This is a genomic window from Brevundimonas sp. (assembly GCF_016463485.1).
Lineage (GTDB): Bacteria > Pseudomonadota > Alphaproteobacteria > Caulobacterales > Caulobacteraceae > Brevundimonas.
This window is the reverse complement of the sequence record NZ_JAEMRD010000003.1, coordinates 54,414-76,727: the sequence shown is the minus strand read 5'-3', so window position 1 is coordinate 76,727 and position 22,314 is coordinate 54,414. Positions and strand designations below refer to the sequence as shown.

21 protein-coding genes are annotated in these 22,314 nt (G+C 66.3%); 9 read left to right on the top strand and 12 right to left on the bottom strand.

The window, feature by feature from the left end; genetic code table 11:
- Positions 1-8 precede the first annotated feature (8 nt).
- Positions 9-992 (top strand): fumarylacetoacetate hydrolase family protein, encoded by a 984-nt coding sequence (locus JHC99_RS01450; protein WP_292151696.1) that lies wholly within the window; start codon positions 9-11, stop codon positions 990-992.
- Here the strand turns inward: JHC99_RS01450 and JHC99_RS01445 are convergent.
- The 5 genes from JHC99_RS01445 to JHC99_RS01425 are packed head-to-tail and all read right to left on the bottom strand — an operon-like array spanning position 989 to position 5,898.
- A complete protein-coding gene (locus JHC99_RS01445) occupies positions 989-1,768 on the bottom strand; it encodes an SDR family oxidoreductase (RefSeq protein ID WP_292151695.1) in 780 nt (259 codons plus the stop codon). The genes JHC99_RS01450 and JHC99_RS01445 overlap by 4 nt on opposite strands.
- 21 nt (positions 1,769-1,789) lie before the next feature.
- A complete protein-coding gene (locus JHC99_RS01440) occupies positions 1,790-2,926 on the bottom strand; it encodes an acyl-CoA dehydrogenase family protein (protein WP_292151694.1) in 1,137 nt (378 codons plus the stop codon).
- A 7-nt stretch (positions 2,927-2,933) separates the two neighbouring features.
- Positions 2,934-3,734, bottom strand: coding sequence for a crotonase/enoyl-CoA hydratase family protein (locus JHC99_RS01435; protein WP_292151693.1), 801 nt, complete (start codon positions 3,732-3,734; stop codon positions 2,934-2,936).
- Positions 3,731-4,747: an acyl-CoA dehydrogenase family protein gene (locus tag JHC99_RS01430; protein ID WP_292151692.1), complete on the bottom strand. Its 1,017-nt coding sequence runs from the start codon at positions 4,745-4,747 to the stop codon at positions 3,731-3,733. The genes JHC99_RS01435 and JHC99_RS01430 overlap by 4 nt, the downstream gene beginning before the upstream one ends.
- Positions 4,747-5,898: an acyl-CoA dehydrogenase family protein gene (locus JHC99_RS01425; protein WP_292151691.1), complete on the bottom strand. Its 1,152-nt coding sequence runs from the start codon at positions 5,896-5,898 to the stop codon at positions 4,747-4,749. Before JHC99_RS01425 ends, JHC99_RS01430 begins: the two co-directional genes overlap by 1 nt.
- Positions 5,899-6,157: 259 nt before the next feature.
- Between JHC99_RS01425 and JHC99_RS01420 the strand changes: the two genes are divergently transcribed.
- From JHC99_RS01420 to JHC99_RS01405, 4 genes are read left to right on the top strand one after another with little or no spacing between them, the layout of a single operon-like run.
- Positions 6,158-7,048, top strand: a complete 891-nt coding sequence (locus tag JHC99_RS01420) for a 3-hydroxyacyl-CoA dehydrogenase (protein ID WP_292151690.1) — start codon at positions 6,158-6,160, stop codon at positions 7,046-7,048.
- The gene (locus JHC99_RS01415) at positions 7,045-8,232 is read left to right on the top strand and encodes a thiolase family protein (RefSeq protein ID WP_292151689.1); all 1,188 of its coding nucleotides are present in this window, start codon (positions 7,045-7,047) and stop codon (positions 8,230-8,232) included. The genes JHC99_RS01420 and JHC99_RS01415 overlap by 4 nt, the downstream gene beginning before the upstream one ends.
- A gap of 16 nt (positions 8,233-8,248) precedes the next feature.
- Complete coding sequence (locus tag JHC99_RS01410) at positions 8,249-8,884, top strand: glutathione S-transferase N-terminal domain-containing protein (RefSeq protein WP_292151688.1); 636 nt, start codon at positions 8,249-8,251, stop codon at positions 8,882-8,884.
- A gap of 20 nt (positions 8,885-8,904) precedes the next feature.
- Entirely contained in the window at positions 8,905-9,573 is a 669-nt protein-coding gene (locus JHC99_RS01405; protein WP_292151687.1) for an SDR family NAD(P)-dependent oxidoreductase, read from the top strand.
- Between the two features lie 3 nt (positions 9,574-9,576).
- Here the strand turns inward: JHC99_RS01405 and JHC99_RS01400 are convergent, their stop codons facing one another.
- The 7 genes from JHC99_RS01400 to JHC99_RS01370 form a co-directional block, all read right to left on the bottom strand.
- Entirely contained in the window at positions 9,577-10,545 is a 969-nt protein-coding gene (locus tag JHC99_RS01400) for a DMT family transporter (protein WP_292151686.1), read from the bottom strand.
- A complete protein-coding gene (locus JHC99_RS01395) occupies positions 10,542-11,078 on the bottom strand; it encodes a carboxymuconolactone decarboxylase family protein (RefSeq protein WP_292151685.1) in 537 nt (178 codons plus the stop codon). Before JHC99_RS01395 ends, JHC99_RS01400 begins: the two co-directional genes overlap by 4 nt.
- A 4-nt stretch (positions 11,079-11,082) precedes the next feature.
- Positions 11,083-12,051, bottom strand: coding sequence for a lactoylglutathione lyase (locus tag JHC99_RS01390; protein WP_292151684.1), 969 nt, complete (start codon positions 12,049-12,051; stop codon positions 11,083-11,085).
- Between the two features lie 48 nt (positions 12,052-12,099).
- The gene (locus JHC99_RS01385) at positions 12,100-13,290 is read right to left on the bottom strand and encodes a thiolase family protein (RefSeq protein WP_292151683.1); all 1,191 of its coding nucleotides are present in this window, start codon (positions 13,288-13,290) and stop codon (positions 12,100-12,102) included.
- On the bottom strand, positions 13,290-13,685 hold the full coding sequence (locus JHC99_RS01380) for a Zn-ribbon domain-containing OB-fold protein (protein ID WP_292151682.1): 396 nt from the start codon (positions 13,683-13,685) through the stop codon (positions 13,290-13,292). Before JHC99_RS01380 ends, JHC99_RS01385 begins: the two co-directional genes overlap by 1 nt.
- A 35-nt stretch (positions 13,686-13,720) precedes the next feature.
- Positions 13,721-14,515: an enoyl-CoA hydratase-related protein gene (locus JHC99_RS01375; RefSeq protein WP_292151681.1), complete on the bottom strand. Its 795-nt coding sequence runs from the start codon at positions 14,513-14,515 to the stop codon at positions 13,721-13,723.
- A 73-nt stretch (positions 14,516-14,588) separates the two neighbouring features.
- Positions 14,589-15,869 (bottom strand): MFS transporter, encoded by a 1,281-nt coding sequence (locus JHC99_RS01370; protein ID WP_292151680.1) that lies wholly within the window; start codon positions 15,867-15,869, stop codon positions 14,589-14,591.
- Between the two features lie 239 nt (positions 15,870-16,108).
- Between JHC99_RS01370 and JHC99_RS01365 the strand changes: the two genes are divergently transcribed.
- The 4 genes from JHC99_RS01365 (at position 16,109) to JHC99_RS01350 (ending at position 22,289) form a co-directional block, all read left to right on the top strand.
- Positions 16,109-17,131, top strand: a complete 1,023-nt coding sequence (locus JHC99_RS01365; protein WP_292151679.1) for an NADPH:quinone oxidoreductase family protein — start codon at positions 16,109-16,111, stop codon at positions 17,129-17,131.
- 216 nt (positions 17,132-17,347) lie between these two features.
- On the top strand, positions 17,348-18,970 hold the full coding sequence (locus tag JHC99_RS01360) for an AMP-binding protein (protein WP_292151678.1): 1,623 nt from the start codon (positions 17,348-17,350) through the stop codon (positions 18,968-18,970).
- 187 nt (positions 18,971-19,157) lie between these two features.
- Positions 19,158-21,425 carry a TonB-dependent receptor gene (locus JHC99_RS01355; protein WP_292151677.1) on the top strand — a complete coding sequence of 756 codons (2,268 nt, stop codon included), beginning with the start codon at positions 19,158-19,160 and terminating at the stop codon, positions 21,423-21,425.
- Between the two features lie 96 nt (positions 21,426-21,521).
- Positions 21,522-22,289, top strand: coding sequence for an SDR family oxidoreductase (locus tag JHC99_RS01350; RefSeq protein ID WP_292151676.1), 768 nt, complete (start codon positions 21,522-21,524; stop codon positions 22,287-22,289).
- Positions 22,290-22,314 lie beyond the last annotated feature (25 nt).

Here is a 22,314-nt window from a genome sequence, read left to right as displayed (position 1 = left end):
GTAAGTCGTTGCGTCTGGTCACGTTCGAGCATGAGGGCCGTCGTCGGGCCGGGGCCTTCATCGACGGCGACACCCGCGTCGTTGATCTGGCGGCCGTGCATCAGCAAAGGCACGGGGCTCCGGCTTCGGCACTGGGCGACATCCTGTCCCTGATCGAGGGCGGTGACGACGCGCTGGACATGGCCATGGAGGCGGTGAAATCGGCACCGGAAGCCGCGATCCTTAGCCGCGCGGACGTCAGGCTTAGGGCACCGATCCAGCCGCCGCCGCAGATGCGGGACTGCAGCACCTTCGAGACGCACCAGCGCCAGGCCTATGCCGCGGGTCGTGCGATGCGGGCCCGGGCCAAGGGCGTCGAGGTCATCGAGGACACCGGGCCGTCGGAGGCCGAGCAACGGATCCTGGACCTCTTCGTCAAACAGCCGCTCTACTACAAGGCCAACCGGTTCTCCGTGATCGGGACCGAGGAGACGGTGATCTGGCCGGCCTATTCGCGGATGATGGATTTCGAGCTGGAGTTCGGCTGCTACATCAAGAAGGCGGCCAAGGACGTGCCGGTCGAGAAGGCTCGCGACTACATCTTTGGCTATACGATCTACAACGACTTCAGCGCGAGAGACGCGCAAGCCGTCGAGATGATCGGCCAACTGGGGCCGTCGAAGGGCAAGGATTTCGATACCGGAAACGCCATGGGGCCATGCCTCGTGACGGCTGACGAAATGCCCAATCCCTATGATCTGACCATGATCGCGCGTGTCAACGGCGAGGAATGGGGACGGGGGAACTCGGGTACCATGCACTGGAAGTTCGAGGACCTGATCGCCTTCATCTCGCGGTCCGAAACCCTCCATCCAGGCGAGTTCCTGGGGTCGGGGACCGTGGGTAACGGTTGTGGCCTGGAGGCCCAGCGGTTCCTGAAATCCGGCGACGAGGTCGAGCTGGAGGTGTCGGGGATCGGCGTCCTGAGGAACCGGATCGTCCGGGAAGCCTAGATCAGGCCGGAATAGGCGCCGCCATCAAGTTGAAGGTTCTGGCCGGTGATGTAGCCGGCGCGGTCCGAGCACAGGAAGGCGCAGGCGTCCCCGACCTCGGACGGACGACCGAAGCGGCCGGCGGGAATGGAGGCGACCAGCTCAGCGCGGGCGTCGGCCGGGTCGATCTGTCGGACGCGGGCCAGGGATCGGGTCATCTGGGCCAGCCGGTCGGTCTCGACCTTTTCGGGCAGGATGCAGTTGATGGTCACGCCGTCGGCCGCGACCTCTCCGGCCAGGGCCTTGCAGAAGGCGGTCAGGCCCGCACGGGGGCCGGTGGACAGGGCCATGGGAAATTTCGGTGTCTTGACCATGGCCGAGGTTATGGCGACCACACGACCGAAACCGCGCTCGCGCATGCCGCCGATCACCGACTGGATCAGCAGGATCGGCGAGATCATCTTGGCCGCGACGACCTCGGACCAGGCGGCTTCGGTCCAGTCCTGAAGGCGGCCGGGCTTGGGGCCGCCGCTGTTGCAGACCAGGATGTCGGGCGCGGGACAGGCGGCCAGAACGGCAGCGCGGCCCTCGGCGGTGTCGACATCGGCGAGGATGGTGTGGGGGTGGCGGCCGGTCAGCGTTTCGATCTCGGTAGCCGCGGCCTCGAGCCGCTCGGCGTCGCGGCCGTTGATCCAGACCTCGACGCCCTCGGTCGAGAGCGAGATGGCGCAGGCCTTTCCCAGCCCCGACGAAGAGGCGCAGATCAGGGCGCGTTTGCCGGTGATGCCGAAATCCATGAACCGGCTCCTGACCGCCCGTCAGAGGGTGCGGGCGATGATTTCCTTCATGATCTCGGACGTCCCGGCATAGATGCGGGCGACCCGCGCATCGACCCAGGCGCGCCCGACATCGTATTCGCTCATATAGCCGTATCCGCCATGAAGCTGGAGCAGTTCATCCAGAAGCTGGCCGTGCAGTTCGGCGCTGGTCAGCTTGGCCATGGCGGCGGTTTCGGGCGTCAGTTCGCCATCCAGCAGCTTCTGCAGGCAGTCGTCGATGAAGACTCTCAGCATCTGGGTCCGCGCCTTGACGTCGGCCAGCTTGAACCGGGTGTTCTGGAACTCGAACAGGGGCTTGCCGAACACGACGCGGTCCTTGGTATAGGCGACGGTCTTTTCGAGCATGGACTCCAGCGAGGCGGCGGCGCGGATGCCGATGACCAGCCGCTCCTTGGCCAGTTCGGTCATCAGGCAGGTGAAGCCGCCGCTTTCCTCGCCCAGCCTGTTCTCGACCGGCACCCGGACGTCGGAGAAGAACAGTTCGGAGGTGTCCTGGCCGCGCAGACCGATCTTCTCAAGCTTCTTGCCCTTCTCGAAGCCGGGCGTGCCCTCCTCGACGCAGAACAGGGTGATGTCCTTGGGGTTGGCCTGGCCCTCGACCTTGGCCGCGACGATAGCCAGGCCGGAATTGATGCCGTTGGTGATGAAGGTCTTCTGGCCCGACAGGACATAGTGGTCGCCGTCGCGGACCGCCTTGGTCTTCATGCCGCGCAGGTCGCTGCCGATCTGGGGCTCGGACATGGCGATGACGGCGATCAACTCACCGGAAATCAGCCGGGGCAGCCAGCGCGCCTTCTGGTCGTCTGTGCCGTAGTTGACCAGATAGGGGACAGCGACGTCGGAATGGGTGGTGAAGCCGACGGCGGTCGCATTCACCCGCGCCAGTTCCTCGATCAGGATGGCGCTGTGACCGAAGTCGCCGCCGGAGCCGCCGTATTCCTCGGGGGCTGTGACGCACAGCAGGCCTTCTTCGCCCGCGCGCAGCCACAGGGATTTTGGCACGATGCCGTCGCGTTCCCACTCGGCGTGGTGCGGCACGATCTCGGTCTCGACGAAACGCCGGACCTGATCGCGGAACATCTCGTGGTCGTCGCGGAAGACCTTGCGGGTGGTCATGGCGGGCTCAGCTGTCCGTGTAGTTGGGAGGGCGTTTCTCGATCATCGCGTTGACGGCCTCTGCGTGATCGTTGGTGTGGTGGGCCAGGGCCTGATAGGCGGCCGACAGTTCGAGCAGGGGCCCGAGACGCATGTGCTGACCCTCGCGCAGCAGGCGCTTGGTCAGGCGAAGCGCATGGCCGGGGCTGGAGGCGACGCGGTGGGCCAGGGCCATGGCCGTGGTCATCAGATCCTCGGGCGCGGTCAGTTGGGTCACCAGGGTCCAGTCTAGCGCGGTCTGGGCATTCAGGGCGTCGCCGGTCAGAGCCATGTGGCTGGCACGCGGCATCCCCACGATGCGTGGCAGGAGCCAGGCCCCTCCGTCGCCAGGGACGATGCCCAGCTTGACGAAGCTCTCGGCGAAGATGGCGGTGGTCGAGGCTATGCGAATGTCCGCCATACAGGCGAAGTCGAGGCCGGCACCGATGGCGTGGCCGTTGACGGCGGCGATCACCGGCGTTTCGAGTTCGTACAGCGCCATAGGGATGCGCTGGATACCGTCGCGATAGCGGTTGCGCAGGCGATAGGGCGAGCCTTCGAAGATGCCGGTGCGGTTCTGCATCGCCTTGATGTCGCCGCCCGCGCAGAAGGACGCGCCGGCGCCGGTGATTACGACGACGTGGATCGAGGGGTCGGCGCGGACCTCCTCGCAGGCGTCCTCGATCTCGAACATGTCCTCGGGTTTGCTGAACGCGTTGCGCGCCTCCGGTCGGTTCAGGGTCCAGACGGCGACGGGGCCGTCGCGGGTCTTGAGCAGGAAGTCTGTCATGGGTTTGATGTCTCCTCGAACGCGCCGGTGACCAAGGGCCACAGGCCGTCGTCTCCGGCCGCAGCGATGGTCCGGCCCAGCCGCTCGGCCCAGAAGGCGTCAGAGCCGTATTCCGCGCGCCAGGCCCAAAGGCGGCGGGTCAGGAAATGCAGGCTGTGTTCGTGGGTGAAGCCGATGGCGCCGAAGACCGCGTGGGCGATGGCGGCACCCATGCCGGCCGCCTCGCCGGACACGGCCTTGGCCGAGGCGGTGGTCAAAAGGTCAGGCGCGGGATCGGCCATCAGGAAGGCCGCCTCGGCGGCGGCGACGGCGGCGGCGGCCTGGGTGGCCAAGACCGCCAGCTGTTGCTGGACCGCCTGGAACTTGCCGATCGGGCGGCCGAACTGGACGCGTTCATTGGCGTAGTCGGCGTTGACCTCGGTCAGGCGACCGAGCGCGCCCGCCATCTGGGCCGACCTCAGCATCGCCCCGCCCAGCACGACGGCGTCGGTCGAGGCCGACGTCGCGGCCTCGGCAACCAGAGAGCCGAGCGCAAGGGTGACGATGTCGCGTGGCTCGCCGGCGACGTTAGCATCCGTGACGATCCCGGCGTCCGCGAGAGAATGCAGGGCGATCCGCCCGGCCTTAGCGTCATGCAGAACCAGCCAATGAGCGTGACGCCCCCATGGGACATCGGCGAGGGGCGCGTCGGACGAACCGGTCGCGAAGACGATAACGCCATTTTCGGGCGGGGCGAGGCCTGCCGACGACAGCAGGCTGTTGGCGAAGATGGCCTCGGGCAGGGGCACTGGCGCGGCCGCGGCTCCGCAGGCGCGGACGACCACGAAGATGTCGCTCCAGCTCGCGCCCGTCCCGCCAAGGTCTTCGGGCACGGCGGCGAAGGGCAGGCCCAAGGCCTCGATCTCGGCCCAGAGGTCGGCAGGCCAGACGCCGGTCTCGGCGGCGCGCAGCAGGTCGGGCGTGACCGCGTCTGCCAGCAGCCGCTCGATCGTCTCCTGAAGCAGGGTTCGCATCAGCGTACTCCCAGGCCGCGGGCGAGAATGCCGCGCAGGATCTCGCGCGTGCCGCCGCGCAGGGAAAATGAGGGTGCCATGCTCTGGACGATGGCCAGGACGCGCCGGGTCGTCGCAGCCTGTTCGCCGGGGGGCAGGGAATCGATCAGCCGCATGGCGACCTCGACCGTGTCCTGCTCATAGCCGGTGCCCAGATCCTTGACGCAGGAGGCGGCCCAGACGGGATCGTCGCCGCTCGCGAGTTGGGCGGTGACAGAGACCGACATCGACCGCAGCGAGATGAGCCAGGCGGCGAGACGTCCGATCTCCATGGCCTGACGCGCGTCGGGCATCGGGCCGACCGCGCCCACCAGGCAGCGGAAAAGGGTCATGGCGCTGAGGAATCGTTCGGGGCCACTACGCTCGAACGCCAGTTCCGACGTCGCCTGGGCCCAGCCGTCGCCCTCGACGCCGATCAGAGCGTCTGCGCCGAGGCGCACGTCGTCAAAGGTGACTTCGTTGAAATGCTCGTGGCCCGACAGATCCTTGATCGGGCGGATCATGACGCCGGGCAGGGTCAGGTCGACGATGATCTGGGACAGGCCGGCATGACGCTCGCTGGCGGGGTCGGTGCGGACCAGGGCAATCATGAAGTGACAGCGGTCTGCATTGGTGGTCCAGACCTTGCGGCCGTTCAGAACCCACGATCCATCGGCCTGACGGTCGGCTTTGGTCCGGACCGAGGCGAGGTCAGAACCCGACGCCGGTTCGCTCATGCCGATGCAGAAATACAGTTCTCCGGCGCAGATGGCGGGAAGATAGCGTTGCTTCTGCGCCTCCGTGCCATGACGCAGGATTAATGGCGCGCTCTGGCGGTCGGCGATCCAGTGGGCGGTAACGGGGGCTCCGGCGGCCAGCAACTCCTCACTGACGACGAACCGTTCGAACGGCGATGCGTCGTGGCCGCCATACTGTTTGGGAATGCTGAGGCCAAGCCAGCCCTTGGCACCTAGCAGACGGCTGAAGTCGGCGTCGAACCCCATCCATGAGAGGGCGCGCTTCTCGGGCGTCGAGGTCGGGATCCATTCGGCGACGAAGTCACGAACGGCGGTGCGAAGAGGCCCCAGGCCTGTTGGCAGGACAGGCGGGCCGAACTGGTCGAGCAGGTTCACGAAGGCTTCCCGGACGTTTGAATCGGCTCTCTTGCGGAGCGTTTCGTTCTATACATTCCAGAATATCGTTCTGACCAGAGAATACTGTTTGCTGCGACATCCTGTTTTCCGTTAGGATCGGGCCAACGATGACGACGGCCGGTCCGTCGCGCACGGGGGAGGCTAAAGCATCCGAAGCGGCCCGGCTTTACCGGCCTGCACGGCGTGCCCGGCACCCGCGACGACGCGGCGATCCTGCCCAGCAAGAAGGTAGACAGCATTGGCCAAGGTTGCAGTGGTGGGAGCCGGCCTGATGGGCGTCGGGATCGCGCATGCGTTCGCGTCGTCGGGCCATACCGTCTGTCTGATCGACGTCTCGGGCGAACAGTTGGCCAAGGCGCAGACGACGATCGCTGGCATCCTCGCCGATGGGGTCCGGTTGGGCAAGGTCGTGCAACTGGCAGCGGATGCGGCCCTTGCAAGGCTAACGACGTCCGCGAGCGTCACCGACGGCGCGGCCGGGGCCGATCTTCTGGTCGAGACGGTCTCCGAAAACCTCGCGATCAAGATCGATGTGGTCAAGAAGGCCGAGGCCGTGATGGCGCCGACCGGCCTGTTGGCGACCAATACCTCGGCGCTGAGCGTGACCGAGATCGCGGCCGCCTGTGTCGACCCGACCCGGGTCATCGGGATGCATTTCTTCAACCCGGTTCAGAAGATGAAGCTGGTCGAGCTGGTGCGCGGCCTGGCCACCACCGACGAGGCCGTGGCGATCTGTCGGGACTATGTGGCGCAACTGGGCAAGACGGCGATCGTCGTGAACGAGACGCCGGGCCTGACCACCAGCCGGATGTCCGCCATGGCCGGTAACGAGGCGATGTGGATGCTTCAGGAAGGCGCCGCGACCGCCGAGGACATCGACACGGCGCTGAGGCTCGGCTTCAACCACCCGATGGGGCCGCTGGAGCTGGGCGACCTGACCGGCTGGGATACGCGGCTGTCGGTGCTGCACTATCTGCATAGCACCCTGGGCGACAAGTTCAGACCGTGCCCGCTGATCATCAAGATGGTCAAGGCAGGGCGCTACGGCCGCAAGACCGGTTGGGGCGTCTATAAATACGAGAATGGCGTCAAGGTGCCGGGGTCCGGCCTGAAGGGGACCAACCTGTGAACCTGGTCTATGTGGTCGCGGCGGTTCGCACGCCGATCGGGAAATTTCGCGGGGCGTTGGCCGGGGTCCGTGCCGACCATCTGGGTGCCCATGCGCTGAACGCGCTGATCGCGCGGGCGGGGGTTGAAGCCGGGCAGATCGACGACGTGATCTTCGGCAACGTGACCCAGATTGGGGAACAGTCGGCCAATATCGCGCGGACATCGCTACTGGGGGCGGGCTGGCCCGTGACGATCCCAGCCATGACGGTCGATCGCAAATGCGGGTCGTCGGAAGCCGCAATCCATATTGGCGCGGCCCAGATCGCGGCGGGGCTGAGCGACCTGGTGGTCGCGGGCGGGGCCGAGGCGATGTCGCGGGTGCCGATGGGCTCCAACCGCGCCATCCACGGCGAGGCGTTTGGCTGGATGGTTTCGGATCGGTATGAGCTGACCAGTCAGGGCGAGGCGGCCGAGCGGATTTCCGACAAATACGGCTTCGACCGCGACGCGCTGGACGACTTCGCGGCCGAAAGCCACAGGCGCGCGGCTGTTGCCACGGACGCGGGCCATTTCCGCGCCGAGACGGTGTCCGTGCCGGTCGGCGACCTGGCCGAAAAGGACTGGGAGGGGCCGCGCGAGACGCTGGACGCCGACCAGACCATCCGCCGCGACACCAGCCGCGAGAAGCTGTCCACGCTGAAGACCAGCTTCCGCGAGAACGGTCGCGTCACCGCCGGCAATGCGTCTCAAATTTCGGACGGGGCGGCGGTCGTGCTGCTGGCGTCCGAGGCGGCGGTGAAGAAGTACAATCTGACGCCGCTGGCCCTGGTCAGGTCGGTCGCCGTGGTCGGCGCCGATCCGGTCATGATGCTGGAAGGTCCGATCGCGGCCAGCCAGAAGGCCGCCGCCTCCGCCGGGCTGTCGTTCGACGACATCGCCCTGTTCGAGGTCAACGAGGCCTTCGCCAGCGTTCCCCTGATGTGGATGCAGCAGACCGGCGTCGGGTCGGACCGGTTGAACGTCAACGGCGGCGCCATCGCCCTGGGTCACCCGCTGGGTGCCACCGGCGCGCGGCTGGCGACCAGCCTGATCCACGAACTGGGCCGGACGGGACAGAAATACGGGCTCCAGGCCATCTGCTGCGCCGGCGGCCTGGCCACGGCGACTGTGTATGAGAACCTGATGCCGACGCCGACGACCTGAAGGCGGAGGCGTGACCATGCCGGAGCTGACCTATTTCTATACGCCGACGACCTGTTCGCTGGCGTCGCACATCGCTCTGGAAGAGTCGGGTCTGTCGTTCGAGGCCAGCCGCATCCGCCTGCATGACCCGGACGCAGTCGCGATCTGGCGTCGCACCAATCGGTCAGGCGGGGTCCCGGCCCTGATTTCTGACGGGCGGTTGCTGACCGAGAATGTCGCCATCCTCGATTATGTGGCGCGGTTGGCACCCGAGGCGGGACTGCTGCCCGACGATGCTTTCGACACGGCGCGCACCCTGTCGCTGACGGCGTGGTTCGCCAGTACGGTTCACATCACCGGCCGGATGGCGCGAGCACCGTTCCGCTTCACTCTGGACGAAGCGGCCCATGAACCGCTCAAGACCGAGGGCCGCATCCGGTTCGAGGCCAACCTACGCAAGGTCGACGCGATGCTCGTGGGTCGCGATTGGCTGGTCGGAGACTGTCTGTCGGTCGCGGACGCCTATGCGCTGGTCTTCTACGCCTGGGGTGTGGCGGGCGACTATCCGATGGTCGAGATGAAGCACTATTCGGCCTTGGCCCAGCGTATGGCCGAGCGGCCCGGCGTCCAGCGGGCCATGGCGCGCGAGAAGACGCCGCCCTTTCCTGTATGAGCCATCAAGGGAGACCTGTCGTGTCCAGGATCGTGATCGTTACCGGTGCCTCAGGCGCGCTCGGCCGTGCCGTCGTCGCGAGATTGAAGGCGCAAGGCGTCGTCGTCGCGGCTGTGGATGCGGCGGCCACGGTCGAGATCGACGCGGATCTGGTCCTCCCGGGCGTCGACCTGGCGGATGCGGCGTCGGTCGCCACGGCGTTCGAGACCGTTGCCACGGCCCTCGGTCCGATTACCGGACTGGCCAATATCGCCGGAGGCTTCGTCTGGGAGCCCGTCGTCGGCGGTGAGGCGCAGACCTGGGATCGCATGTTCCGGACGAACCTGCTGACCGCAGCCCTGGCCAGCCGGGCCGCACTGCCGCATCTGCTGAAACAGGGCGGGTCGATCGTCAACGTCGGCGCAGCGGGTGCCGTGGACCCGGCGACGGGTATGGCCCCTTATGCCGCGTCGAAGGCGGGGGTCATGGCCCTGACCCGCAGTCTGGCCGATGAACTGCGCGGCAAGGGCGTGCGAGTGAATGCCGTCATCCCCACGATCCTCGATACCCCGACCAACCGTCGCGACATGCCCGACGCCGATCCGGCCGGCTGGGTCCAGCCGAAGGATGCTGCCGAGGTGATCGCCTTCCTGCTGTCGGACGCGGCCGTGGCGGTGAACGGCGCCGGGGTCGCGCTGGCGGCGTCCTGAGCGTCAGGGCGTCCGATCGGCCTTCGTGTCCAGACCCAGCGGGGTTGAGGCATCCGGCTGACCCGCGTCGATGGCCAGTGTCTTGGCCCGCTTGGACTGGATCTCGCGGATGGTGATGTAGAGGGTCGAGACCACGATGACCCCGGCACCCAGCCAGGTGAACACATCGGGCCATTCGCCGAACACCAACAGGCCCGCAATCACCGACAGGACCAGCCGTGCGTAGTCGATGGGGGCCAGGACGGCGGCCTCGCCCACCGCCATGCCCTTGATGAAGAGCACCTGGTTGGCGGCGCTCAGCAGGCCGATGAGGAACAGGGGGATCAGGTCGCCCGGGCTGGGCCAGCGCCAGTCCGCCAGGGCAAAGGGCAGAGCCAGCAGTTCTCCGATGATGCTGGACCAGACCAGGATCGAACTCGCGGACAGGCTCCGGGTCAGGGATTTTACGCCGGTAATCGTGCCTGCGAGACAGAGAGCCGAAGCCAGGGCGGCGAGGTGGGGCCAGCCGATGGCGACCCCCGAAGCCCAAGGCCGCATGATGATCATCACGCCGACGAAACCCATCAGGACCGCCGCGATCCGGCTCGGGCCGATGACTTCGCGCAGGAAGATCGCCGCCAGAAGCACGACCCAGAGCGGCCGCGTGAACGACAGGGCGTTCGCCTCGGCCATCGGCATGGCCTCGTAGGTATAGAGCAGCAGGATCATCCCGACCGTGGCCAGCAGCGACCGCAGGAATAGCGCCGGCATGGTCGAGCGCGGCACGAACAGCACCTGTCGCGGGCTGCGCAGCATGAAGGGGATGGCGACGATCAGCGAGCCGGTCTGGCGGTAGAAATTCTGGACGTGGGACGGGTAGTCGCCGCTGAGATGCTTTACCAGGGTGGTCATGGTGACGAAGGTCACGCCCGACAGCAGCACCCAGATCGCGCCCTGCACATTGGGCGAAAGGCGCGAAAAGTAGGCCTTCAAGAGGGCGTTTCCCCGGAACTCGTGTCTTCGTAGCCCTTGAGGACATAGGTCATGCGGCCGCCGGCCAGCATCAGGCCGCTGAACAGATGCAGTTCGACGATCTGTTCCTCGCTGAAATGTTCGCGCAGGTGGTCGTAGACCTCGTCACCCATGGAGAAATAGTCGCCCGCGAACAGCTCGGCGAATCGCAGGGCGGCCTGTTCAGGTGGGCTGAAGCGAGGGTCGGACCAGTCGCTGCAGGCGACGATGTCGGCTTCTGACACATCGTCGGATTTGCGTGCGATCTGGCACACCGGGCAGGTCGTGATCGAGGCGATCTTGAGCCGCACCAGTTCTCGCAGCCGCTCGGGCAGGACGCCGCGCTCGTGAATCTCCGCCATCGTTTCGAGCCAGGCATTGGCGGCGGCCGGACGCCGGGCCCAAATCTGGACCGGCAGGGTGTTGGACAGCATCCGCGTCGCCGTCCCCCGAGCGATCGCGGCGCGCAAGGGATCCGACAGGCTGTCGAGGGGGAGGGGGGCGACGCGGGCCATTTCGCTAACCCCGATCTTCGCAGAACTCGAAGATCGCGCCGCCGAGCTCGGCCGGATCGACGCGCAGAAGTGCGCCGCCGACGGCCTGGCAGTCCTCGATCCGCTCGAACTTCACGCCCAAAGCGGTCAGGCGTTCGGCCTTGGCGTCCAGGCCGTTGACCGAGATACGGATATAGTGGGGCCCCGGTCCCCAGTTATGCAGGTAACGGCCGGACGGGCTGTCCCATTGCGTCGGCTGGATGACGTCGAGCGTCGCGCTGGTCCCCAGGTTGAACCCGATGCGGGCGACCTTGTAGCCCTCGCCGTCCAGTTGCTGGACCGCGCTCGCCGGCTGGAGATCGAGGTTGGTGTCGAGCCGGCGCAGGACGTCGTCCAGATCGCGAACCAGGAAACCCCGGCCGACGACGCGGACCATGTCACCCGGCTTGGGATCGCGCGGGCGGGGCGGGGGATTGCTGAAGGCGTCGGCCGGCATCTGGATCGCCGCCAGCGGGATGACTTCGATGCACAGACCGCCGTCGACCGAGGGCTCATAGACCGGGTTCTCCGGCGTGCAGCCGACCCACAGGCGGTCGAACGGCATCTCGGGCGTCAGTTGGGCCAGACGAAAGGGCTGGTTCTTGCTCAGCAGGTGTTCGACGACGCCGCCGATATTGTCGGAGACCAGGACGGTGGCGTGGGTCTTGATCGGACGGCACGGCCCCTGGAAATCCTCCAGGCTCTTGAGAAACCCTGGGAACATCGGGTCGCCGTGGTTGGGGAAGTCCAGATGGCCCTGCGGCTCGACCCGCGTCGGGGAGACGGCCAGCGACTTATGCACCCGCAGGAAGTGAGCGACATAGGGATGGCCGGGGAAGGCCTGACGCCAGTTGGCGTGACCGTGGATCTCCAGCTTGGAGACGATCTGTTCGGCCGTATGGTCGGCGTCGTGGACCATCAGGTCGCCGCTCAGCAGCAGGTCGTAGAGGCTCATCTCGTTCTCCTTGTCGTCGGCGGCGCACGAGCGCTCCCCGAATGATCTTCAGTCCTTGACCAGCAGCAGGCTGCCGGCGAGCGGTCCTCCGCCGGCCGCACACACGGCGACGTGCGGGTCGCGGATCTGGCGTTCGCCGCCGCGTCCCCACAGCTGGGTGCAGGCCTCATGGACGTAGCCCATGCCGTGGGTGCGTCCGCCCGACAGCTGGCCGCCGTTGGTGTTCAGCGGCAGCTGGCCGTCCAGCGCGATGCGCCCGCCGCCCTCGACGAAGGCGCCGCTCTGTCCCTTGGGGCACAGGCCGAGCCCCTCCAGCCACATCATCGTCAGGATGCTGAAGCCGTCGTAGAGCTGAGCCGTATCGACGTCGGCGGGCTTCAGGTCGGTGCGCGCCCACATGGCGTTGGCGGCGTCGGGCATGGCGTTGGCGGTCAGGTCGACCTGGTCCCACAGATAGGGCTGGTTCATCGCCGCGCCGATCGCCTCGATGCGGATCGGCGGATGACGCAGGTCCTTCGCCATATCGCGGCGCGACAGGACGATGGCGGTGGAGGCGTCGCAATGGACGTCGCAGTCGAACATCCGCAGCGGTGTCGAGATCATCTTCGACGCGAAATAGTCATCCATCGTCATGGGCTTGCGCATGACGGCCTTTGGATTCAGCTGTGCGTTGCGCCGGGTGGTCAGGGCGATCTGAGCCAGTTGTTCCGGCGTGGTTCCATAGGTCTCCATGTGGAGGGCCGCGTACATGGCCGTGATGTTGACGACCGACAGCACGTTGAACGGCGTACACCACTGCCACATGAAATTGCCGTCTCGCGGGCCGGACTTGGCTGCCAGGCTCTGATCCTTGGAGCCACTGGTGCGGTTGCTGGACTCGGTGATGGTACGGAACACCAGGACATGGTTCGCCATGCCCGACGCGATGGCCATGACGCCGTTCATGACCCCGGCCAGCGGCCCGGCCGCCTCATAGCCCCCACTGAACCAGTTGCAGTTCAGCCCCAGCATGGTCATGACCGACAGGGGACCGACGGGCGAGAAGCTCGAGCCGTTGGAGTTGTCGCCGGGCCAGGAACAGACGCCGTCGATGTCCTTGGGGTTCAGGCCTGCATCGGCGATGGCCTCCAGCGCCGCATCCACGGTCAGTTGCATGGCGGAGCGCGAGGATGGTCGTCCGACCTCGGACTGGCCGATGCCGGTGATGGCGACGTTCTTTTCCAGATACCGGCTGTCCATCAGGCGGCCCTCTCGAACAGAGGAATCCAGACGTCCTCCACGTTCTCGAACACCACGGTCACGGGCATGCCGATCGTGACGGCCTCGGGCGCACAGTTCACGATATTGGACAGGAAGCGCAGGCCCGCCTGTTCCTCCAGTTCGACGATGGCGACGACGTAGGGTTCGGTGAACTCTGGCGTCCAGGCCTGGTGATTGATCGTGAAGGTCACGACCCGTCCACGCCCCGACACCGGGGTCGGAGTGACGTTCAGGCTGCTGCATTGGTGACAGATCGGGGCGGGGGGGTGGAAATAGCGCGTGCAGTCGTCGCAACGGTGAATCCGCAGCTCGCCGACCTCGCCGCCGGTCCAGAACGGCCGGGTTTCCGCATTGAGCAGGGGGAGTTTTCTCACCGTTCCGCCTCTGGATTTTGACGTCGACGGTTCATCTAGCGCCCTGTGAACGCGGGCGGGCGCTTTTCCTTGAACGCGGCTGCGGCCTCCTTGCGGTCCTCGGTGGACATCAGCAGGACGAACAGGTCCTTTTCCAGCTTGAGCCCGGCCCGGAGATCGAGTTCCAGGCCGTCGCGCGCGGCTTCCTTGGCGTAGGCCGAGGCGGTCGCGGGCTTGGAGGCGATGCGTTCGGCGATCGTCTGGACCTCGTCGATCAGGCTCTCGGGGGACGCCGACAGGCGCGAGACCAGGCCGATGCGGTGCGCCTCGGCCGCGTCGATCCGGTCGCCGGTCAGCAGCAGGTCAAGCGCGCGGCCCAGACCGACGATGCGCGGCAGCCTCTGGGTGCCCCCGCCGCCGGGGATCAGGCCGAGGCCGGTTTCGGGCAGGCCGAACACGGCGTTGGGTGCCGCGATACGGATGTCGCAGGCCATGGCGATCTCGATCCCGCCGCCCAGACAGAATCCATGAATGGCGGCGATGACGGGCTTTCTGACCCGGTCCAGGACCTCGATCCAGCCCGGCGTCATCCCGTCGCGAAGTGCGGGCAGGGAGGTGGCGTCGCTCTGGGACTTGATGTCTGCCCCGGCGCAGAAGCCGCGCTCGCCGGCGCCGCGGATGACGATCACCCCGACCTCGGGATCGCGGTCCAGAAGTTCCAGGGCCTGCGTCGCTTCGGTCCGAAGCGCAGGGTTGATCGCATTGATCTGTCCGGGACGGTTCAGCACCACCCAGCCCACGCGATTGACGCGCTCGATCTGGACCGCGCGTTCGATGGCTCCATCCGCCATGGTCAGGCTCCGTCGGGTGCGGCGGTCGTTCGACGGCCGGTCTGGGTGTTCAGGGATCGGGATGGGTTGGCGGTCACGCGGTGGCTCCTTCGACGAACCGCTCCGATTTGCGCGCCGCAAACCAGGCGGCCAGGAAATGCAGGCTGGACCACAGGCTGAAGATCATCACTGCGGCGATGCCGAACTTGAGCGAGTTCGTGCCACCGACCCGGTCGCTGACGACACCCACCACGAGGGGGCCGACGCCGTATCCGATCAGGTTGGTCACCGCCTGGACCGAGGATACGACGACGCCGCGCATCCGTGGCTCCACGCCGGTGACGAGAATGGCATAGGCGGGGGCGGTGAAGGCGCGCGACACGATCTCGAAGACGATGAAGCCGACGGCCACAACGATCAGCGATGATCCCAGCGCGAACACGAGGCCGGATGCACAGGCCATGGCGCAGGCCGCCATGGGCACGGCCGGCAGGGTCTGAACGCCCCACCGCTTCGACACCGCATCGCCCAGCGGGCCGCCCAGCAGTGAACCCATCGCGCCAAAGATCCCGACCCCCAGCCCGGCCAACAGACCCGCCTGTGGCAGGGTGAAATCCTGGGTCCGCACCAGGAAGGACGCCGCCCATACGGGAACGCCCGACATGGCCAGAGAGGCCAGGCCGATGCCTGCAAACGGATGGAACACGGTCGGATTGGCGCAGACGAATTTGAGGGTCTGGAACATCGACGGTGCCGGCTCTCCAGCCTTCTCGTCCAGGCCACGTTCGCGGATGGGCTCACGCACGGTCAGAAAGATGAGCACCGCCAGGATGAGCCCGGGAACTCCGGCGACGAAGAAGGCGGCCCGCCAGCCGTAGTTCGCGGCGATTACCCCGCCGAGCACCAGGCTGATGGCGGTGCCGAAGGCGGTACTGGTCCAGAAGATGCCCATGGCGGTCGACCGGCGGTTCTTGGGAAACAGGTCCGCGATCATCGACATGGCGGTGGGCGCCGCCGCCGACTCCGAGGCCCCGACCGCCAGCCGGGCCATGACCAGGGCCGGATAGCTCTGGGCGAAGCCGCACAGGGCGGTACACAGGCTCCAGGTCGCCACGACGGCTGCCAGCAGTTTCGTGCGATTGACCCGATCGATCAGCCACCCCATCGGAATGCCCGCCAGCGCATAGGTCACGCCGAACGCCAAGCCGGTCAGCAGGCCGAGTTGGCTGTCGGACAGGTCGAACTCGGCCTTCACCGGCTCGATCAGGATCGACATCGCCGTCCGGTCGATGGAGTTCGAGATATAGACCAGCGTCAGGATGAAGAGGGTGTACCAGGCGCCCTTGGCGAGCGGCGAGGTCGAGCTTGTGGGCATGGCTATAGACCCGCCTTGCAGCCTGAACCCGGCGTCGCCGATGTGCGGAATCTAACGGGCACTGCTATCCTCCGGGCGCGCTTGGAGCGGCGTCTGTTTCGCCAAGGCTAGAACGTCGGTTGGAATTCGGCAAGCGAAACGACGTTCTAACACCAGAATATACTTGCTTGTTCACGGATGCGCCGCCCGATAGGTCGAGAGCGGGGCTGCAAGTCCCGCGACGTGATAGGAGATTTGCCGTGCGAGCCCTTCAGAGTGTGACGCCGGGTGGCCCGGAAACCCTATTGGTCCACGAGGTCGATGAACCCGTCCCGGCCGCAGGTCAGGTCGCTGTCGAAGTTCATGCCTGCGGTGTCAATTTCCCCGACGTGCTGGTGATCGAGGACCGATATCAGCTTCGGCCGACCCGGCCCTTCTCACCCGGCAGCGAACTGTCGGGTGTCGTGCGCGCCGTGGGGCCCGGCGTCGTGGCGCCGGTCGTGGGACAGCGGGTGTCGGCGTCCCTGCCGTTCGGTGCCATGGCCGAGGTCGTGGTCGTGTCCGCGGATCGTTGCACCGTGATCCCCGACGCCATGCCGTTCGACGAGGCGGCGGCGTTTCAAGTGACCTACGGCACCGTCTATTATGCCCTGGTGGGCCGGGCCGGAATCGGCGCAGGCGAGACCCTGCTGGTGCTGGGTGCCGGGGGCGGGATCGGGCTGGCGGCGGTCGAGTTGGGCAAGGCGCTGGGGGCCAGGGTCGTCGCCGCAGCCTCGTCGCAGGAAAAGCTCGACGCCGCTCTCGCGAGAGGCGCCGACTCCGGGGTGCTGTATGATCGCGACCTGTCGGACGCGGCCCGGGCTAGGGCCTTCACCCAGGCGTTGAAAGACGCGTGCGGCGAAGACGGGGCCGACATCATCCTGGATCCCGTCGGCGGTGCCTATGCCGAGCCGGCGTTCCGGTCTATCGCTTGGGAGGGGCGTTATCTGGTGGTCGGGTTCGCCGCAGGCATTCCGTCCATCCCCCTGAACCTCGTCCTGCTCAAGAACGCCCAGATCACCGGCGTCTTCTGGGGCGCATGGATGGCGCGTGACCCGCTGGCGGGGGCGCAGGACATGCGCGACTTGATGGCACTCCATGCCGAGGGGTGTATCAGGCCGCTGGTCTCGGAACGCTATCCGCTGGAGAGAGGCGGGGAGGCGATCGCCCGCTTGGCGTCGCGCGGCGCGAGCGGCAAGATCGTGGTCGAGATCGTGAGTTCTGAAAACAGAACGAACGACTAATATCAGAATATTGCTGGACCGGTCGGGGCGACCCGGCTAGTTTCGCCTGCACGATCCTGCCGCGCGGGGTCCGGCTTCTGTCCGGCTTTCAGGTCAACTGAGGGCGAGACGGCAGGGCCGCAGGGACGAGGAAGGCGAGGCGTGTCGCCGGCGTCGTGGGCCTGGCCCAAGGCGACGGATTGACCCGTCCGGGCCAAGGGTGGACGAATGAACGCGATGAACAGCACCACGCAGGCGGGTTGGCGCACAGGCCCCCGGGACACGCCGATCGCCGCCCTGCGCCGCGCGGTCGACGCCCATCCGGACAAGATCTTTCTGGATTTCAGCGGCGAGAAACACACCTACGGCGCGTTCGACCGGACCAGCAATCGCTTCGCCCATGTGCTTCGGGACTTCGGCCTGACCGCCGGCACACCGATCGTGTCGATGCTGGACAACAATATCGATGCGATCACCACCTGGATCGCCGCCAACAAGATTTCCGTCATCAGTGTGCCGCTGAACACCGCCCTGATCGGCCAGTTCCTGCGTCACCAGATCGAGGACGCCGGCGCGACCCTGCTGGTCTGCGAGGCGAAATATCTTCAGCGCGTCCTGGATATCGAGGACCAGCTGACGACTCTGAAGACCGTTCTGGTCCGGGGCGCGTTCGAGCAGCCGAAGGGGTCCGCCTTCGCCATCGCTGCGCTGGATGACTATCGTGGGACCGACGAGAGCGGTTTTGCCGAACTGCCCGATCCCGGCGTGCTGAACGCCCTGATCTACACCTCCGGCACGACGGGCCCGTCCAAGGGCTGCATGATTACCGGCAATCAGATGTGCCATTTCGCGCGGATGCTGACGCGCTCGGCGCCGTTCGGGCCGGACGACATCTACTGGACGCCGCTGCCGCTGTTCCACATGAATGCCCTGGCGACGGGGGTGGTGTCGGTGATGCTGGTCGGGGCGACGATTTCGTTCGCGCCGAAATTCTCGGTCTCGGGATTCTGGCCGGCCATCGAGAAGTCCGGGGCGACGGTGGTGTCGATCCTTGGGTCGCTAGGCACCATGCTGGCCCGCGCCGACGAGCACGAGGCGATGGCGCGCTGTTTCGGACAGGTCCACACCGTCAAGGGCAACCCCTTCCCTGAAGAGATCAAGGCGATCTGGCGCGAGCGCTTCGGTGCCAAAAAGATCGGCTCCAACGTCTATGGCCTGACCGAGGGCCTGCTGACCTCGATGCCGGATGACGGATCGTATGCTGAGGGGTCGTCCGGAAAGGCTGCGCCCGAGCTCGATGTTCGAATCTTCGATGACAACGACAACGAGGTTCCTGTCGGCACGTCTGGCGAGGTCGTCTGCCGGCCTTTGCTGCCCGACATCATCTTCAAGGGCTATTGGCGTCGGCCAGAGGACACGCTCAAGGTCTGGGGCAATCTGTGGTTCCACACCGGCGACATCGGCAAGTTCGACGAGAACGGCTTTTTCTATTTCGTCGATCGCAAGAAGGACTATCTGCGCCGGCGGGGCGAAAACATCTCCAGCTTCGAGATGGAGACCTCGATCCTGACACACCCGGCGATCGAGCAGGTCGCCGTCCACGCTGTGCCGTCGAACATGCAGGAAGACGACCTGAAGGTCACCGCCAAGCTCAAGCCGGGTGCTGCGCTGACCGAAGAGGATCTGTGCCGCTGGCTGATGGAGCGCGTGCCCTACTATGCCGTGCCCCGCTACATCGAGTTCAGGCCGGAGTTGCCCGTCAATCCGCAGGGGCGGGTCCTCAAGTTCCAGCTTCGCGACGAAGGCGCAACGTCGACCACCTGGGATATCGAGACGACCGACATCAAGCCCAGTCGGTAACCGCGCGGTTCGTGCGTTGGGTGCGTCGTTCGCATACCAAATCAAGAATGACATTCGGATATCAGATTAAAGCAGTTGACTTAGTTTTCGCTGTAGTGTCCTTTCCCTAACGACAAGAGACCGCGCGGACCGTCAGGGGTCGCTCAGGTTGCGACCGCCAACCAAGGCGCACAGGGAAGGAAGCACGATGTCACGCACCATGAGGAAGGCTGCGCTGTTCGCCGGCGCATCGCTGTTCTGGTTACCGTCGCTCGCGATGGCCCAGAGCGTGCCGGTGCAGCCCGAGCCCGAAGTGGCGACGGGACTCGAAGAAGTCATTGTCACCGCCCAGCGGCGCGAGGAACGTCTTCAGGATGTTCCGGTCGCCGTCACCGCCTTCAGCGCGCGCGAGCTTGACCGTCGTCAGATCACGGACGTTCGGGCCCTGACCGAGAATGCGCCGTCGATCACCTTCACCGCCACGCCCTATGGCAACAACGATCTGATCCTGGCCATCCGCGGCGTCGCGCCCGGCGGCGTTCTGCCCAACGTCGATCAGGCAGTGGGCACCTATGTCGATGGCCTCTACTACGCCCGGCCCGAGGGCAGCAATTTCGCCATGGTCGATGTCGCCTCGGCCGAGGTTCTGCGTGGGCCGCAGGGCACCCTGTTCGGCCGCAACACCATTGGTGGCGCGCTGAACATCACGACCAACAAGCCGTCCTATGATTTCGGAGGCTCGCTGAAGCTGGGCTACGGCAACTACAATGCGATCACCGCGACGGGCATCGTCAACCTGCCACTCGTGGACGACAAGCTGGCGGCGCGCCTCGTCTACAGCCACGTCGAGCACGAAGGGTATGGCTATAACCCGACGCTGCGCAGCGACGTCGCGGACCAGAACGACGACTTCCTGCGCGCCAGCGTTCGCGCCGACATCTCGCCCGACCTGAGGGTCGACCTGAGCTTCGACCACTACTCCGGCTCGAACCATCAGCCGTTGTGGGTGCTGAACTCGTATCAGGCCGGGCTGTCGGCGGCGATGTATGCGCCCTATGTCGCCGCGTCCGAGTCGCGGGTCAGCCAGGCGGGCTACAACCCCGTCAATGATTCCGAGGTCTACGACTTCACCGGCACGATCACGGCGCAGCTCGGCTCGGCGACGCTGAAGTCGATCTCGGCCTATCGCAATGTGAATTTCGAGGGGGCTTCCGACCTCGACGGCACGCCGATCCCGACCGCCGACGTCCGGATCTTTGAGCTCGACGGCCATCAGGTGTCGCAGGAGCTTCAACTGACGGGCACGGCCTTCGCCGACCGTTTGAACTGGACCACCGGCGCCTATTATTTCCGCGAGCAGATCCGCAACTCGCCGATCACCCGGGTGCCGACCGCGATCCAGGACAATACGATCCGCCCCGACAACGAATCGATGAGCGTGTTCGCTCAGCTCAGCTACGAAATCCTGCCGCGCCTGCGCCTCACCGGCGGCGTTCGCGCCGTGAAGGACACGCGGGGCATGACCTACACGCCGGCACGCTTCGCCGTCGCCGGAGCCGCGCTGGTCGCCGAGCCGCCGGCGACCGCGGTCACCCCGGCCGCCTGCCCGTTCACTGCGATCGGCCTGAACGAAGCGCCCGGCAGCTGCCTATACACACCCGCCGACATCGAGTTCAACACCGTGCCCTTCACGGTGGGGCTAGACTACCGCCTGCCCGGCGACGGCCTGTTGTTCGCGAAATTCTCGAAGGGTTTCCGCTCTGGCGGGTTCCAGCAGGCCAGCGGCACCACCGCCGCCTTCTATCGCCCGTTCGACGAGGAGAGCGTCGCCAGCTACGAGGCCGGTGCCAAGCTGACCTTCTTCGACAACCGTCTGCGGATGGGGCTGAGCGGCTATTTCTCGACCTTCGAGGACATCCAGCAGAACGCCATCCTGTCGGCCAGCCCCGTGATCATCGCCGTGCTCAACTCGGGGACGGCGGAAATCTATGGCGGCGAGTTCGAGGCGACGGCCCTTCTGGGCGACCTGCGTCTGAACGCATCCCTGGGCCTGATCCATCCGGAATTCACCGAGGGGCCTTACAAGGGATCGGAAATCCCGACGGTGGCCAAGACCACCTATTCGTTCAGCGCCGACTATCCGATCGAGCTGGAAGCGGGGCGTCTGGACCTGCACGCGGACTACAACTCCCGCTCGGAGGTCTTCTTCCTGAACACGGTGTCGATCACGGGCACCGGGCCGGTCCCCCTGACGGATTTCCAGCGCCGCTCGATCAGCCAGGAGGGATACGGCCTGCTGAACGCCCAGCTGTCGTTTACCTTCGCCAACGCACCGATCACCCTGGCCGCCTACGGCAAGAACCTGACCGACGAATACTTCGCGGCGAGGTCCGGCTCGTTCGCGGCGGCCAACTTCAACTCCATCGTGGTGGGCAGCCCCCGGACGTATGGCGTCAGCCTTCACTACGCCTTCTGAGGTTTTCCAGCCTGACCCGCGCGTTCGGGTCGTGACAACGGCGCGGTTCCTCCCGGACCGCGCCGTCTTTTTCCGTCCGAAGAAGGAGGGCCTGCGATGTCGATCGTGTCAGTGGCCGGTCGCCGCATCATCGTCACGGGTGGAGCCAGCGGCATGGGCCAGGCGCTTGTGCAGGCCTTTCCCGGTCTGGGCGCGAGTGTCGTTTCGATCGATCTGTCGGCCGAGGCGGGCGAGGCGATAGCCAGGGAGGCTGGTGCCGTCGGGTTCGAGGCCGCCGACGTCGCTGACGAAGCCTCGATTCAGGGTGCGATCGACCGGGCGGCCGACACGCTGGGCGGCCTCGATGTCCTGATCCACGCGGCGGGCGTCGCGACCGGCGGGGCTGCGGCGACCACCACCCTGGACGTCTGGAACCGGGTCATGGCGGTGAATGCGACCGGCACATTTCTGGTCAATCGCGCCGCCTTCCCGCATCTGAAGGACCACGGAGGGGCGATCCTTAATTTCGCCTCTGCGGCCGGAGTCAGGGGGCATCCGACCAAGGCGGCCTATGCGGCGGCCAAGGGCGCGGTGGTCGCCTGGACCCGCACCATCGCCGCCGAATGGGGGCGCTACGGCATTTCCGCCAATTGTATCGCGCCCGCGATCTGGACCCCGATGTACGACCGGACCCGCGCCGACATGACCGTCGAAGACCTCGCCGACCACGATGCGACGAAGGCCAGGACGATTCCGTTGGGCGGACGACTGGGTGACGTGGAGCGGGACTTCGTGCCGGCCATGGCCTTTCTTGCATCGCCGGGCGCACGCTTCATCAGCGGCCAGATCATTCCCATCGACGGCGGAATGTTGATGGTCCGCTGAGGCCGATCAAACGAAAAGGGAGACG